This window comes from Ornithinimicrobium cryptoxanthini (assembly GCF_023923205.1).
Lineage (GTDB): Bacteria > Actinomycetota > Actinomycetes > Actinomycetales > Dermatophilaceae > Ornithinicoccus > Ornithinicoccus cryptoxanthini.
In genome coordinates this window covers 606,540-619,162 of sequence record NZ_CP099490.1, presented here as the reverse complement: position 1 = coordinate 619,162, position 12,623 = coordinate 606,540, and the positions used below count along the sequence as shown (strand labels likewise).

The 12,623-nt window shown below is 70.3% G+C and carries 9 protein-coding genes, 1 tRNA gene and 1 riboswitch; of the genes, 2 read left to right on the top strand and 8 right to left on the bottom strand.

Annotation, left to right across the window (positions count from 1 at the left end; all coding sequences use genetic code 11):
* Window positions 1–14 precede the first annotated feature (14 nt).
* The 3 genes from NF557_RS02885 to NF557_RS02875 all read right to left on the bottom strand — a co-directional run bounded on the left by NF557_RS02885 (window position 15) and on the right by NF557_RS02875 (window position 3,056).
* A tRNA-Thr gene (locus tag NF557_RS02885) sits at window positions 15–90 on the bottom strand.
* A 115-nt stretch (window positions 91–205) separates the two neighbouring features.
* Window positions 206–940 (bottom strand): transglycosylase family protein, encoded by a 735-nt coding sequence (locus NF557_RS17510; protein WP_269762008.1) that lies wholly within the window; start codon window positions 938–940, stop codon window positions 206–208.
* A 7-nt stretch (window positions 941–947) separates the two neighbouring features.
* Window positions 948–1,092, bottom strand: a riboswitch (cyclic di-AMP (ydaO/yuaA leader).
* A 194-nt stretch (window positions 1,093–1,286) separates the two neighbouring features.
* Window positions 1,287–3,056, bottom strand: a complete 1,770-nt coding sequence (locus NF557_RS02875) for a serine/threonine protein kinase (RefSeq protein WP_252621590.1) — start codon at window positions 3,054–3,056, stop codon at window positions 1,287–1,289.
* Window positions 3,057–3,285: 229 nt separating this feature from the next.
* Here NF557_RS02875 and NF557_RS02870 point away from each other — a divergent pair, with 229 nt between their 5' ends.
* On the top strand, window positions 3,286–4,749 hold the full coding sequence (locus tag NF557_RS02870; RefSeq protein WP_252621589.1) for an alpha,alpha-trehalose-phosphate synthase (UDP-forming): 1,464 nt from the start codon (window positions 3,286–3,288) through the stop codon (window positions 4,747–4,749).
* Window positions 4,746–5,585 carry a trehalose-phosphatase gene (gene otsB, locus NF557_RS02865; RefSeq protein WP_252621588.1) on the top strand — a complete coding sequence of 280 codons (840 nt, stop codon included), beginning with the start codon at window positions 4,746–4,748 and terminating at the stop codon, window positions 5,583–5,585. Before NF557_RS02870 ends, otsB begins: the two co-directional genes overlap by 4 nt.
* Here the strand turns inward: otsB and NF557_RS02860 are convergent.
* From NF557_RS02860 to NF557_RS02840, 5 genes are all read right to left on the bottom strand, one after another.
* Window positions 5,542–6,549 carry a LacI family DNA-binding transcriptional regulator gene (locus NF557_RS02860; protein WP_252621587.1) on the bottom strand — a complete coding sequence of 336 codons (1,008 nt, stop codon included), beginning with the start codon at window positions 6,547–6,549 and terminating at the stop codon, window positions 5,542–5,544. The two genes, otsB and NF557_RS02860, sit on opposite strands and share 44 nt — an antisense overlap.
* Window positions 6,546–8,486, bottom strand: coding sequence for a glycoside hydrolase family 13 protein (locus NF557_RS02855; protein ID WP_252621586.1), 1,941 nt, complete (start codon window positions 8,484–8,486; stop codon window positions 6,546–6,548). Before NF557_RS02855 ends, NF557_RS02860 begins: the two co-directional genes overlap by 4 nt.
* A gap of 4 nt (window positions 8,487–8,490) precedes the next feature.
* Complete coding sequence (locus NF557_RS02850; protein WP_252621585.1) at window positions 8,491–9,426, bottom strand: sugar ABC transporter permease; 936 nt, start codon at window positions 9,424–9,426, stop codon at window positions 8,491–8,493.
* Between the two features lies 1 nt (window position 9,427).
* The gene (locus NF557_RS02845; RefSeq protein WP_252621584.1) at window positions 9,428–11,041 is read right to left on the bottom strand and encodes an ABC transporter permease subunit; all 1,614 of its coding nucleotides are present in this window, start codon (window positions 11,039–11,041) and stop codon (window positions 9,428–9,430) included.
* Window positions 11,042–11,210: 169 nt separating this feature from the next.
* Window positions 11,211–12,560 (bottom strand): sugar ABC transporter substrate-binding protein, encoded by a 1,350-nt coding sequence (locus NF557_RS02840; protein ID WP_252621583.1) that lies wholly within the window; start codon window positions 12,558–12,560, stop codon window positions 11,211–11,213.
* Between the last annotated feature and the right edge of the window lie 63 nt (window positions 12,561–12,623).

Sequence of the window (12,623 nt, the reverse complement as noted above, 5' to 3'; positions counted from 1 at the left end):
TCGAGACTGGCCCGTGGAGCCCCCGACAGGAGTCGAACCCGCGACCGTCCGCTTACAAGGCGGATGCTCTACCAACTGAGCTACAGGGGCGTGCCGCTGCAGAGCAGCGACGCAGGAGCCGACCACCGCGGCCGGCAACGACGACGATGCTACCTGCCTGTCGGCATACCCACCGCCTTGGCTGGAGCTGGAGCTGCCCGGCGACTCAGCCGATGACGTTGGCGTTCAGGTGCTTCTGCAGGGCGAGGACCGTGCGGTAGTTCATGAAGGTCGAACCGTCGCGGGAGATGCCGAGGTAGTCCTGCAGCGCCGCCTGCGAGTTCGGGCCCCAGATGCCGTCGGGATAAGTGCCGACCTTGGTCTGCAGCGCCCTGGTCGTGATCGGCCCGAAGATGCCGTCCTGGGTGGTGCCGACCCAGCGCTGGATCGCCTTGGTGGTCAGCGGGCCGCGGATCCCGTCGCGCACCAGCGGTGCCATCACCTGCGCGCTGGCGCTGCGCGAGGGAGCGGTGGTCTCACGCGGCGGGGCCGGGGCGGTGGTGCTGGCGCCACCGTTGTCGCGGGTCAGCCCGGCGCGCACAGAGCAGACCGGCCACGCGCCGGGGCCCTGCACTGCCAGCACCTTCTGCGCGACGGCGATCTGCTGGGCCTTGGACGCCTGGTGGGCATAGCTGGCGTACTGCTGGCCGCCGAAACCGACCCAGGTGGGGTGATAGAACTGCAGCCCGCCATAGAAGCCGTTGCCGGTGTTGATGGACCAGTTGCCGCTGGACTCGCACATCGCGACCCGGTCCCAGACCGAGTCGGCGCTCGCGGCAGGCGCGGTCAGGCCGATGCCTGCGGCGGCCGCAGCAGCGGCCACCGTGAAGCCGCCCGCGCGGCGCGCGATCGGGGCGCACGCGAGGGGCGTGCGCGGCTTGCGGTGCTTGGCAGGTGCCATGGACAGATCTACCTTCCTGACGTGTGCCTGCGGGGTTAGCTGTCGGGTTCGGGCTGTCAGGTGCCCGGCCGCCGTGGCGGCTTCACCCCAAGACGTCGGGGGACGTCGATCTGGGTTCCCCGCCCTCGTCACGCGCCCGGACCGTCCGGAGAGGGTCCCCTGGTGACGAGGTGAGGCACTGAGGGGGACACACGCGTCGCGTGCTGCTGGCATGCACTTGTGGGTCCGGGTGGACCGGGTGACAGGCTACCGAGATCGGCAGATCGTGGCTAGGCCTGCTGTGGACAGACCCCGTCGTCGCACGTCAGGGGCGCAGCGTCAGGGGCGCAGCGTCAGGGGCGCAGCGTCAGGGGCGCAGCGTCTGCGGGATGAGATCGCTGAAGGGCGCGTCGGTCCAGGTGGTCGGCCACCAGGAGACCTCGCCGCCGTCGAGCACCATCCACGCCAGCAGCGCGACACCACCGACGAGCAGCAACGTCGCCACGATCTGCGAGGCGATCTGAGAGGGCAGCACGGCGCGCACCAGCGTGCGCGAGCCGCGACGAAGCGCCAGTCCGCCGGGCCCCCACCACGCCATCAGGGTGCCCAGCGCCGTGCCGACCGCGACCGGCACCGGGTGCTCGACCCCGAGCGAGGCCACTCCCATGGCCGTGAGTCCGCCGGCGGTGATGACCGTCGCGGCGAGCGCGAAGGCGATCGGGAGCAGCATCGCCAGGCCGGTCGACAGCACCGCCACGAAGAGGTGCCACGGGCTGGCGATCACCGCCAGCGGCACGTCGGAGCGCCGGCGCCCCGCCTCGTGCCGGCGCAGCACCAGGGACGTCACCGAGTGGTCGACGGTGCGCGCCAGCACCGACCAGATCGCCAGCAGGCCCCACGCCAGCAGAGGCACCAAAGCCGCGAGACCCACGACCGCGACCAGTGCCGTGGCGAGCGTGCCGCTGCGCATCGGACGGCCGATGCGAGGGTCCGGCCGGCGCATCGGCTGACCGAAGCGGTCCGGGGTGTCGTATGGCGACGGGTTGGCGTATGGATCCTGTCCCGGGCCGCCGTAGGGAGCCTGCGGGGCGCCGTAGGGCGCCGGCCCGGATGCGGCATCAGGAGACAGGGCAGGAGCCGTGAGCGGAACCTGCTGGGGGGCCACGCGAGTCTGTGGTGTGGGCGGCACGGGCTGCACCCTGGTCTGCTGCGCCTGCGGGGTGAGGCTCGTCTGGGGAGCGGCCTGCTCGGTTCTGGGCCGGGGCGCGTGCATGGTCAGCGCCTCGGTGACGGGCCGGTGCGCGGCATACAGCTCCAGGGCACGCATCACCTCATCACTGTGCGGCCGCCGGTCCGGCTCGGGGTCCAGTGCCGCCGCGAGCAGGGGCCGCAGCGCCGGGTCGACCTCCTCCAGCTGGGTGCGCCCGCGGATCACCCGGTCGAGCACCACGGCCATGGGCCCGCGGCCGAAGGGCGGCTGCCCGCTGGCCGCGAACGCGAGCGTGGCCGCCCAGCCCCACCAGTCGGTCGCCTCGGTGACTGCCCCGCCCTCGACCACCTCGGGCGAGAGATAGCCGGGCGTGCCCATCACCAGGCCGGTCATCGTCAGGCGCACGTCGTCGGCGACCTGGGCGATGCCGAAGTCGATCACGACCGGGTCGGAGCCGACCATCAGCACGTTGCCCGGCTTGAGGTCACGGTGCACGATCCCGGCGCGGTGGATCGCGTTGAGCGCCTCGGACAGACCACGTCCCAGCCGCACCAGCGCCTCACCGGAGACGGGGCCACGGTCTGCGACGACCTGGTCCAGCGGTGGGCCGGGGACGAACTCGGTGACGATGTAGGGGGCCGGCCCCTCCGTGTCCGCGTCGAGGACGGCCGCGATCCGCGGGCTGCTCACCCGGGACAGCGTGGTCACCTCCCGGGCCAGCCGCAGGCGCGCGTCCGGGTCGTGCGCGATGTGCGGTCGCAGCACCTTCATCGCGACATCCCCGCTGCCGTCGCTCGGTGCGCCGTCGGGACGCGCGCGATAGACCACGCCCATGCCGCCCTCGCCGACACGGGTGCCGAGGGTGTAGCGCCCCAACCGCCGCGGGGCCGGCGAGGCTCCCTCGACTGACGTGGACTCGGCACTCATGGCTACCACCGTATTGCGTTCCCTTCGTGACAACCGTGCAACTCGACGACTTCGGCTCGGACTTGGCTCGCCCGCACAGGCGACGGCCGCGCTGCCGGATCGCGACCCACTTCGCCGCGGACTAGGCTCAGGACGGCAACGATCAGGCTGCCGAGATGGTTTCCACGACGTGCCCGACAACCGGTCCTGGGCGGTCATCTCGCGAGCCTGTGACGGCACAGGAGTGGTTTTGGTTTCCCCGCAGAGCACCGTTGACGACCGGAGCACGTTCGACCTCGTTGTAGCGGCCAACCGGCTGCCTGTCGACCGCGTGGTCGACGACGACGGCACGTCCACCTGGCAGACCAGTCCCGGTGGCCTGGTCACCGCGATGGACTCGGTGATGGAGGGCCGGGAGGCCGCTTGGGTGGGGTGGGCCGGCGACCCCGGGGAGAGCATCGAACCGTTCGCCCGGGACGGTGTGCGACTGCAGCCGCTCGCCCTGTCCGCCGACGAGATTCGCGACTACTACGAGGGGTTCTGCAACGGCACCCTGTGGCCGCTCTACCACGACGTGATCGTCCAGCCGCACTACCGGCGCAGCTGGTGGGCGGCCTACCGGCGGATCAACCAGCGCTTTGCCGAGGCGATCGTGGAGGTGGCCGCGCACGGTGCCACCGTCTGGGTCCACGACTACCAGCTCCAGCTGGTCCCCGCCCTCCTGCGTGACCTGCGTCCCGACCTGCGCATCGGGTGGTTCAACCACATCCCGTTCCCCTCCGTCGAGCTCTTCGGCCAGCTGCCGTGGCGCGCGTCGGTCCTGCGCGGCCTGCTCGGTGCCGACTTCCTCGGCTTCCAGCGGGCCACCGATGCCGGCAACTTTGCCCGGGCCTGCCACCAGCTCCTGGGGGCGACCCGCACCGGTGACGTGGTCTCGTGGGACGGTGCCGACGACGACCGGTCCGGCGTGCCCCGACGGGTGCGGGTCGCCGCCGTGCCCATCTCGATCGACTTCACCAGCCTCGACCAGCTCGCCCGCACCTCCGCGGTCCGGGAGCGTGCCCGCGAGATCCGCGCCTCGCTGGGCAACCCCGAGACGGTGCTGCTCGGCATCGACCGGCTCGACTACACCAAGGGGATCCGGCACCGGCTGCGCGCCTACTCCGAGCTGCTCGCCGACGGCGACGTCACCCCCACCCAGGCGACCCTGCTGCAGATCGCCACGCCGAGCCGGGAGCGGGTCAGCGCCTATCGCGAGCTCCGGGCCCAGATCGACGCCCAGGTGGGTCGGATCAACGGCGACCACTCGGTGATCGGCGCGGCCGCGGTCGAATACCTGCACCACTCCTACCCCAAGGAGGAGATGGCCGCGCTCTTCCTGGCCGCGGACGTGCTGCTGGTCACTCCGCTGCGGGACGGGATGAACCTGGTGGCCAAGGAGTATGTCGCCAGCCGCTGGGACGGTGGCGGTGCCCTGGTCCTCAGCGAGTTCACCGGGGCGGCCCACGAGCTCAGCTCGGCGTTCCTGTGCAACCCGCACGACATCGCCGGGCTCAAGCGGACCATCCTGGAGGCCATGCACGAGCACCCTGCAGCCAAGCGCAAGCGGATGTTGGCCCTGCGACGCCGGGTCCGCTCCAACGACGTCTTCGCCTGGGCACGCAAATATCTCGCGGCGCTCGAGGCCGCCCCCGCGAAGCCGGGGGCGTCATGAGCGGCGCGGGGGCAGCCACGTCAGAGCCCGCCCTGTCTGCTGCCCTGCGACGCCTGGCCGCGCTCCCGTCGCTGTTGGTCGCGGTCGATTTCGACGGGACCCTCTCGCCTCTGGTCGACGAGCCGCTGGCCGCGCGACCACTGCCCGGAAGCATCGAGGCGCTGGGTGAGCTCGCCGCCCTCCCCGGCACCCTTGTGGCGATCGTGTCCGGCCGCGCGCTGGGGACGCTGACCACCCTTTCCGGGGCGGCCCAGCCGCTGCTGCTCATCGGCAGTCACGGGGTGGAGACGTCCTATGCCGAGGTCGGACCCGTGATGGATGAGGAGGAGCGCAGCACCTATCGCGCCCTCGACACAGACCTCATCTCTCTGCTCGAGCAGCACCCCGGCGCTCGGATCGAGCGCAAACCGCACTCTCTGGTGCTGCACACCCGGGGGATGCCACCGGCTGACGAGGCGGCGGCGCTGCGTGCGGGCCACGCGGTCGCCGCCGGGCATCCTGCCCTGGTGGTCACCCCCGGCAAGGGCGTCCTGGAGCTGGCGACCCAGCACGTGGGCAAGGGCAGCGCGCTGCGGGAGCTGGCCGCGGCCCACGGCGTGGACGCCACCATCTATCTCGGTGACGACGTCACCGACGAGCACGCCTTCGAGGTGCTGGGACCCCACGACGTGAGCGTCAAGGTCGGCGAGGGTGCCACGCTCGCCCAGCACCGGCTGCACGACGAGAGCCAGGTGCTGGTCCTGCTGCGCGAGCTGCTCGAGCTGCGGCGCGCCGCTGGTGCCGATCGTGCCGTCAGCGACGACCGGGCGCGGCACCGGTCGAACGACGCAGGATGAGCTCGGGGGCAAACAGATACTCCCGGTGCACGACCTCCTCGCCGTGGATCTCCTCCAGGATGGCCGTCACCGCGGCCTCGCTCATCGACTCGACGTCCTGCCGCACCGTCGTCAGCGGAGGGTCGGTGAAGCCGACCAGCTGCGAGTCGTCCGAGCCGATGACCGAGACGTCCTCCGGCACGCGCAGGCCCGCCATGCGCACCGCCCGGATGACCCCGAGGGCCATCAGGTCCGAGCCGCACACGACAGCCGTCACGCCCTGCTCCAGCAGCTTGCGGCCGGCGGCGACCCCGCCCTCGACGGTGAAGAGTGTCGTCTCCGTGAAGTGCTCCCGCCCTGGCAGGAGCTCATCCATCGCCTCGGCGTAACCCGCGATCTTGCGCTGCACCGGGACATAGCGCGAGGGGCCGGTGGCGAGTCCGATCCGGGTGTGTCCCAGCTCGCGCAGGTGGCGGACGGCCAGATGCATGCCGGCCACGTCGTCGCTGGAGATGAACGTCGCCTCAACGCCCTCGCGGTAACCGTTGATCATGGTGATCGGCAGCCCCCGCTCACGCAGCGTCGTGTAACGCTCCACGCCTGCCTTGCTGTCCGCGTGCAGCCCGCTGATGAAGATGATGCTGGCCACGCCGCGGTCGAGCAGCATCGGGACGTAGTCGTCCTCGTGGATGCCGCCGGGCACCTGCGTGCACAGCACCGGGGTGTAGTTGGCGGCTGCCAGGTGGGTCTCCACCGCCTGCGCGAAGGCCGGGAAGATCGGGTTGGTCAGCTCCGGGACGACCAGCCCCACCAGTCCGGCGCTGCTGCGGCGCAGCTTGCTCGGACGCTCATAGCCCAGCACGTCCAGCGCCGTGAGCACCGCCTGCCGCGTGCCGGCGGCGACCCCCGGTCGGTCGTTGAGGACCCGGCTCACGGTGGCCTCACTCACACCGGCGTGCTGAGCCAGGTCGGCCAGACGGCTCACGCGATCATCTCCCACGTCGGGGCGGTGGTCCGCCAGGTCCAGATCCGCACCTGAGGCCGGTCGGCCGCGAGGGCGAGGTCGCCTTCGTCGTCGGTCCGCACCACCGGGCCGTATGCCGAGGCGCCGGCGCTCGCCCCTGGCAGGTCGGCCGCGGGCAGGGTGATCGGTGGGTGGGCGGCGCGCGCGAGGTGCACCAGTGCGGTCTCCTCAGGGTGCTCTCGCAGGAAGATCAGCGCATCGCCCTCGGCGTGCAGCCAGCGCATCCCTCCGGCCGCCAGGGCGGGATGGTTGCGCCGGGCGTGGACCAGGTCGCGATAGGCCGTGCGCAGCTCCTCGTCCCACAGGTTCGGGTCGACCGGCTCCCCGCCGGGAGCCGCAGGCGCGGCCGCCCAGGGCATCGGCCGGCGCCCTGCCTCGCCGAAGTTGCCGGGCATCCCGATCTCGTCGCCATAACAGATCATCGGGATGCCGGGCGCCGTCAGCAGCAGTCCCGCCGCGACCACGATCTGCTCCCGTTCGCCCCCCACGAGGGTGGCGACCCTGGTGGTGTCGTGCGACCCGGTCAGCGTGAAGGAGTGGCTCAGCGAGCGCCACGGCACGATGGCGGAGAACTCCTGCATCGTCTCGGCGACCAGCTCGCCGCCCAGCCGTGGGACGCGCACCGGTGACCCGAGGAACTTCGGCGCGAACCCCTCGTGCCGCAGCCAGGTCCACAGCGGCTTGGTGAAGCCCGAGTAGTTCATCACGCCGTGCCAGCCGGCCCCCGTCGCGTCGGCACTGTGGTCGTGCACGTGCTCGGCCACCAGGAGCGGCTCGGTCCCGTGCTCGGCGGCGACGGCGTCCACCGCGTCCCGCACCGACCGGGCGACCTCGTGGTTGACATCGGTGCCCGCGTAGCGGCCGGTCATGTTGGCCACGTCCACCCGCCAGGCGTCCAGGCCGGCACCCGGCTGGAGCCAGCGCTGGATCACCGACGTCGGACCGCTCACCAGGGCGTCGCGGACGGCGGGGTTGGTGTGGTCCAGCTTGGGCAGGCTGTCCACGCCCAGCCAGGTGATCCACTCCCGGGTCGCCCCGGGGACCGCACCAGGGTTGCGGACATACCAGTCGGCATACGGGCCGCTCGGGTCGGCCAGCGCCGCCGTGAACCACTCGTGCGCGTCACCGGTGTGGTTGGTGGTGATGTCGCCCATCACCTTCAGCCCGCGTGCGTGGGCCGCCTCCTGGAGACGGGCCAGCGACTCCGGGTCGCCGAGGATCGGGTCGATGGCGTCAAAGGTGGCGGCGTCGTAGCGGTGGTTGGAGCGGGCCGGGAAGAACGGGGTCAGATACAGGACCGTGACGCCGAGGTCGACCAGGTGGTCCAGGTGTTCGCCGATGCCGTCCAGGGTGCCACCGAAGACCTGTTGTGAGCCGGCCATCGTCTCCTCGACCGGGTCGTCCCACCGTGCCGGCGTGGCCCAGTCCGGCAGATCCGTGCGCGGCCCGCCCGGGTCGCCGACGGGCTCCACGGAGGAGTCCCTGGCAAAGCGGTCGGGAAAGACCTGGTAGACCACGGCACCCGTGGCCCAGGTCGGCGGGCCCGGATAGGTGACGATCCGGAAGTCCGCGGCGTCGGGGACGTCCCGCGGGTGCAGCCCGGTGCCGTTGAGCCAACGATAAGTCTGCGCCCCGTCCGGGCCACCCTCCAGCAGGAAGCGGTAGTGCGTCACCGGGTTGTGCAGGACCAGCTCGGCCTGCCACCAGGACTCGACGTCGTCGCGGTGCGTGCGGGTGGCCGTGACGAACTCCTGCTCACCGTCGGGTGCCGTGCGCACGTGGACCGCGCCGACCCGAGAGCCGTGCGGGATGCGGACCCGCACCGACACGGTGTCGCCTGCACTGGGGGCAGCCTGCGAGACGTAGAGCGGTGAGCCGTCGTGATGGGGGGTCAGCATCGGGCTACTTGACCGAGCCCTGCGTCAGTCCGCCGATCAGCTGCTTCTGCAGGGACAGATACACCAGGACCACCGGGATCGAGGCGATGACCGCGCCGGCGACGAACTGGCCGAAGTAGCGGTTGACGTCGGCGTTGCGGGTCTGCCACAGGCCGACCGCCAGGGTCTGCTCGTTGACGTCGGTCAGGAAGATCGAGGCCAGCAGGAACTCGCCCCACAACCCGACGAAGGCCAGCATGGCGACCGTCGCCAGGATCGGGGTGACCAGGCGCAGCGTGACGGTGAAGAAGATCCGGGCGTGCGAGGCCCCGTCGATGTAGGCGGCCTCGTCCAGCTCCTTGGGCACGGTGTCGAAGTAGCCCTTGAGCAGCCAGATGTTCGAGCCCATGGCGCCGCCGAGATAGACCAGGATCAGCCCGGCGAGAGTGTTCAGACCGATCGCCGGCATGATCTCGCCGATGTTGGCGAAGGTGATGTAGAGCGCGCCGAAGGCCAGCACGGCGGGGAACATCTGCAGCAGCAGGATGATCAGCAGGCCCGGACGTCGGCCGGTCCAGCGCAGACGGGAGAACGCAAAGGCAGCGCTCGCGCCGAGGAAGAGCGTGGCGACGGTGGCGACCACCGAGATGATCATCGAGTTCTTGAACCAGGTCCAGTAGGGACGGGCCGGGTCGCTGAACAGGTCCTTGAAGTTGTCGATCCCGAACTGGGTCGGCAGCAGACCAGACGTGGACAACGTGCCGGCGTTGTTGAACGCCGAGGACACGATGAACAGGATGGGCAGGATCGCGAAGGCCAGGGCCAGCAGCGCAAGGGCATGCCGCCACCAGTTGCTGCGCCCCTTCTTGTTGCGGGTGACCGGGGTGGTGGCCTGGCGCACCTGCGAGGTGTCCGTGCTGATGGCGGCCAGGTCGCCGTCGGCGGGAGTGCCTGCAGTCATGTCAGTTCACGTCCTCAAGTGCCTTGGTGGAGCGGAAGCCCTGATAGCTGATGATCGCCACGATGAAGAAGATGAAGACCGCGATGGCCGAGGCCAGACCGAAGTTCGGCTGGGTGCCACCGAGGGCGAGCCGGTAGGCCCACGAGATCAGCAGGTCGGTCGAGCCGATCTGGCTCTGCCCGCCGGTGAACGGTCCGCCCTCGTTGAAGAGGAAGACCAGACCGAAGTTGTTGAAGTTGAACGCGAACGAGGCGATCAGCAGCGGACCGACTGCGACCAGCAGCAGCGGCATGATCACCGAGCGCACGGTGCGGAACGGGCCGGCGCCGTCGATGGCGGCCGCCTCCCTCACCTCGCCCGGGATCGACTGCAGGGCACCGGTGCACACGATGAACATGTAGGGGAACCCGAGCCACAGGTTGGTGAAGAGCAGCGCACCTCGCGCCGCCCATGGATCACCCAGCCAGTTGATGTCCAGGCCGGTGAGACTGTTGATCAACCCGAAGTCCTGGTTGAACATCGAGGACCACACCAGCGCCGTGACATAGATCGGCAGGGCGTAGGGCAGGATGAGCAGCGACCGATAGATCCCGCGGAACTTGAGCCGGTCGTCGTTGAAGAGCAGCGCGAGGGCCATGCCCAGCAGGAACGTCGAGATCACGGTGATCGCGGCGAAGGCGAAGTTCCAGACCAGGACCTTGACGAACCCGCTGCGCAGCTGCGGGTTCGTCAGGGCCTCGGTGTAGTTGCTCAGCCCGACGTTCTCCAGCCAGCCCTGTGGCAGCGCGGGCCCCACCCCGTCCTGCGGGACGAAGTTGGCCTCCTCCGGGACATAGATCTTGCCGCTCAGGGTGTCGGTGATGGTGTCGTTGGCCTCGTCATAGACCTTGGTGGGCTCGCCGATGAACGCCTCGGACAGGCCGATCTGCTTGATGCCACCGGTCTCGGTCGGCACCGCGAACTCGGCCAGGTCGGCCGAGCGAGCGTTGACCTCGGTCGCAGACAGGGTGATGAACCCCTCGGCGCTGATGATGCGCCCGGTCGGGCCCGCCTCCACGGTCTCCGGGTCCAGCGGCTCGACGCCCTCTGCGCTGCCGACCAGGTAGTTGCCCTCCGGGTCAGTCAGCAGATAGAGCAGGTCGCCGGTGGCGGCGTCCTGGCCGTCCGGCACCGCGATGTTGAGCGAGTAGCGTTCGGACCCCTCGACCTGGCGCACCGAGCTGGCCTCGATCGCCGAAACCGCCTCCTCCTTGGAGACCAGGTGGCCGTCGCCGTAGTTGGTGAAGGAGAGGCTGACCGTGTAGATCAGGGGCCAGATCTGCAGCGCGAGGGTGAGCAGCAGACCGGGCAGCAGGTATTTCAGCGGGATGGCCCGACGGGTGGAGTAGACCGCCAGAATGCACATGGCGACGAACGCGACCAGGATGACCATCAGCATCTGGCCGGCCTCGACCAGCTGCTGGGCGGCATACAGCAGGACCGCGACGGCAAGGGCGATCAGCACCCACTTCACGACCGTCAGCCACAAAGGTGGCTTCGTCGCGTAGTCGAGGTGCTCCGGCGTGCCGTCGAGGACGGTGGGCGCGTCGCCGGGACTGCTGACCTGCTGGGACATCGATGTCTCCGTGCTGCCGAGGAAGTCTGTGTGCGAGGAAGTCTGTGTGCGAGGAAGTCTGGGTCACCACCCGCTCACGCTGGGGGCGCCCCGAGCCGGAACGGTGGGGTGGTCCCGGCTGGACCTGCGTAGGCGAGGTCCAGCCGGGACCGGTCTCACGGGTGAGGCGTCAGCCGATGGCTGCGACGACCTCTTCCTGAGCTGCCGTGAGGCGGTCAGCCGGGTCGTCACCGCTGACGATGTCAGCAGCGGCCTGGCCGAGCGGGCCCCAGACGGCGTTCATCGCGGGGATGTTCGGCATCGGCGGGGCGCCCTGCCCTGCTGCCGACCACGCGGCGATGTCCTCGTTGTCCGCTGCGACCTGGTCCAGCGCCTCCTGCAGTGCCGGCGGGCGGTCGCCGGCCTCGAACAGCGCGAGCTGCAGATCGAGGCTGGGGACGTACTGGTTGACGAACTCCTGGGCGATGGCCCCGTTCTTGGCCTTGGCCGAGACATAGAACATCTGGACACCCAGGAACGGGGTCGGCTCGCCGCCGTCCTCGAAGGCGGGGATCGGGTCGATCGCGTAGTCGATGCCGGCGCCCTTGACGTTGGCGATGGCCCACGGACCGGAGACCATGTAGGGGGTCTTGCCCTCGGCGAACAGGGCCTCCATCTCGGTGCCGCCGACGTTGACGTTCAGCGCACCCTCCTCGCCCAGCCAGGCGATCTTCTCGCCGCCCTTGATGCTCTCGGGCGAGTCGATGATGACGTTCTGCGCGTCCCAACCACCGTCGGAGTTCACGCCGAAGATGCCGCCGCCGTAGGCGGACAGCCACGGGAAGGCGTTGTAGGCGTCGCCCTGCTGGCCCATGGCCTGGACCATGACCTGGTCGGCGTCGCCGGCCTCGATCATCGACGACCCGTTGGCCACGAGCTCCTCCATCGAGGCCGGGACCTCGGGAGCGAGTGCGGTGTTGCGGATCAGGCCGAGGGACTCGGTGGCGTAGGGGACGCCATAGATCTGGCCGTCGAACTTGGTCGCCTCGAGGGCCTCGGGCACAAACTGCGCCTGGACGTCCTCAGACATCTGGATCGGGGCGACGGTGCCGTTCTGGACGAGCTCGCCGAGCCAGTCGTGGGCCCCGACGATGATGTCCGGTCCCTGGTCGACGTTGGTGGCGTCCTTGAACTGCTGGCGCACATCCGTGGAGACCTGCACCTGGACCGTGATGCCGAACTCCTCGCCGAACTGGTCGGCGAACTCGGTCAGGATCGGAGCGCGCACGTCGTCCGACCAGATCACCAGCTCAGCGTTCTGGTCGCGCACGGGCGGCTCGGTGGACTCGGCGTCCTCCTCGGCCGGAGGCGCCTCGGTCTCCTCGCCGGCGTCCTCGCTGGCGGTCTCGTCGTCGGCCGGGGCCTCAGCCGCGGGGGCGTCGGGGGTCGTGGGGTCGTCGGACTCGGTGTCTCCACCGCAGGCGGTCAGCAGGAGGGCCGTGATGCCCACCATCGCGATCGCGCCGGTCGTGCGCTTCATGAGTTCTCCTTTGAACGGTGGTCCGCGACTCCGCGCGGCCTGGCCGGGCCAGGGATGGTCCCA

What these genes read in the sequence shown, in the direction of transcription:
- NF557_RS17510 (WP_269762008.1), bottom strand. Translation starts at nt 940, where the DNA reads ATGGCACCTGCCAAGCACCGCAAGCCGCGCACGCCCCTCGCGTGCGCC.
- NF557_RS02875 (WP_252621590.1), bottom strand. Translation starts at nt 3,056, where the DNA reads ATGAGTGCCGAGTCCACGTCAGTCGAGGGAGCCTCGCCGGCCCCGCGG.
- otsB (WP_252621588.1), top strand. Translation starts at nt 4,746, where the DNA reads ATGAGCGGCGCGGGGGCAGCCACGTCAGAGCCCGCCCTGTCTGCTGCC.
- NF557_RS02855 (WP_252621586.1), bottom strand. Translation starts at nt 8,486, where the DNA reads ATGCTGACCCCCCATCACGACGGCTCACCGCTCTACGTCTCGCAGGCT.
- NF557_RS02850 (WP_252621585.1), bottom strand. Translation starts at nt 9,426, where the DNA reads ATGACTGCAGGCACTCCCGCCGACGGCGACCTGGCCGCCATCAGCACG.
- NF557_RS02845 (WP_252621584.1), bottom strand. Translation starts at nt 11,041, where the DNA reads ATGTCCCAGCAGGTCAGCAGTCCCGGCGACGCGCCCACCGTCCTCGAC.
- NF557_RS02840 (WP_252621583.1), bottom strand. Translation starts at nt 12,560, where the DNA reads ATGAAGCGCACGACCGGCGCGATCGCGATGGTGGGCATCACGGCCCTC.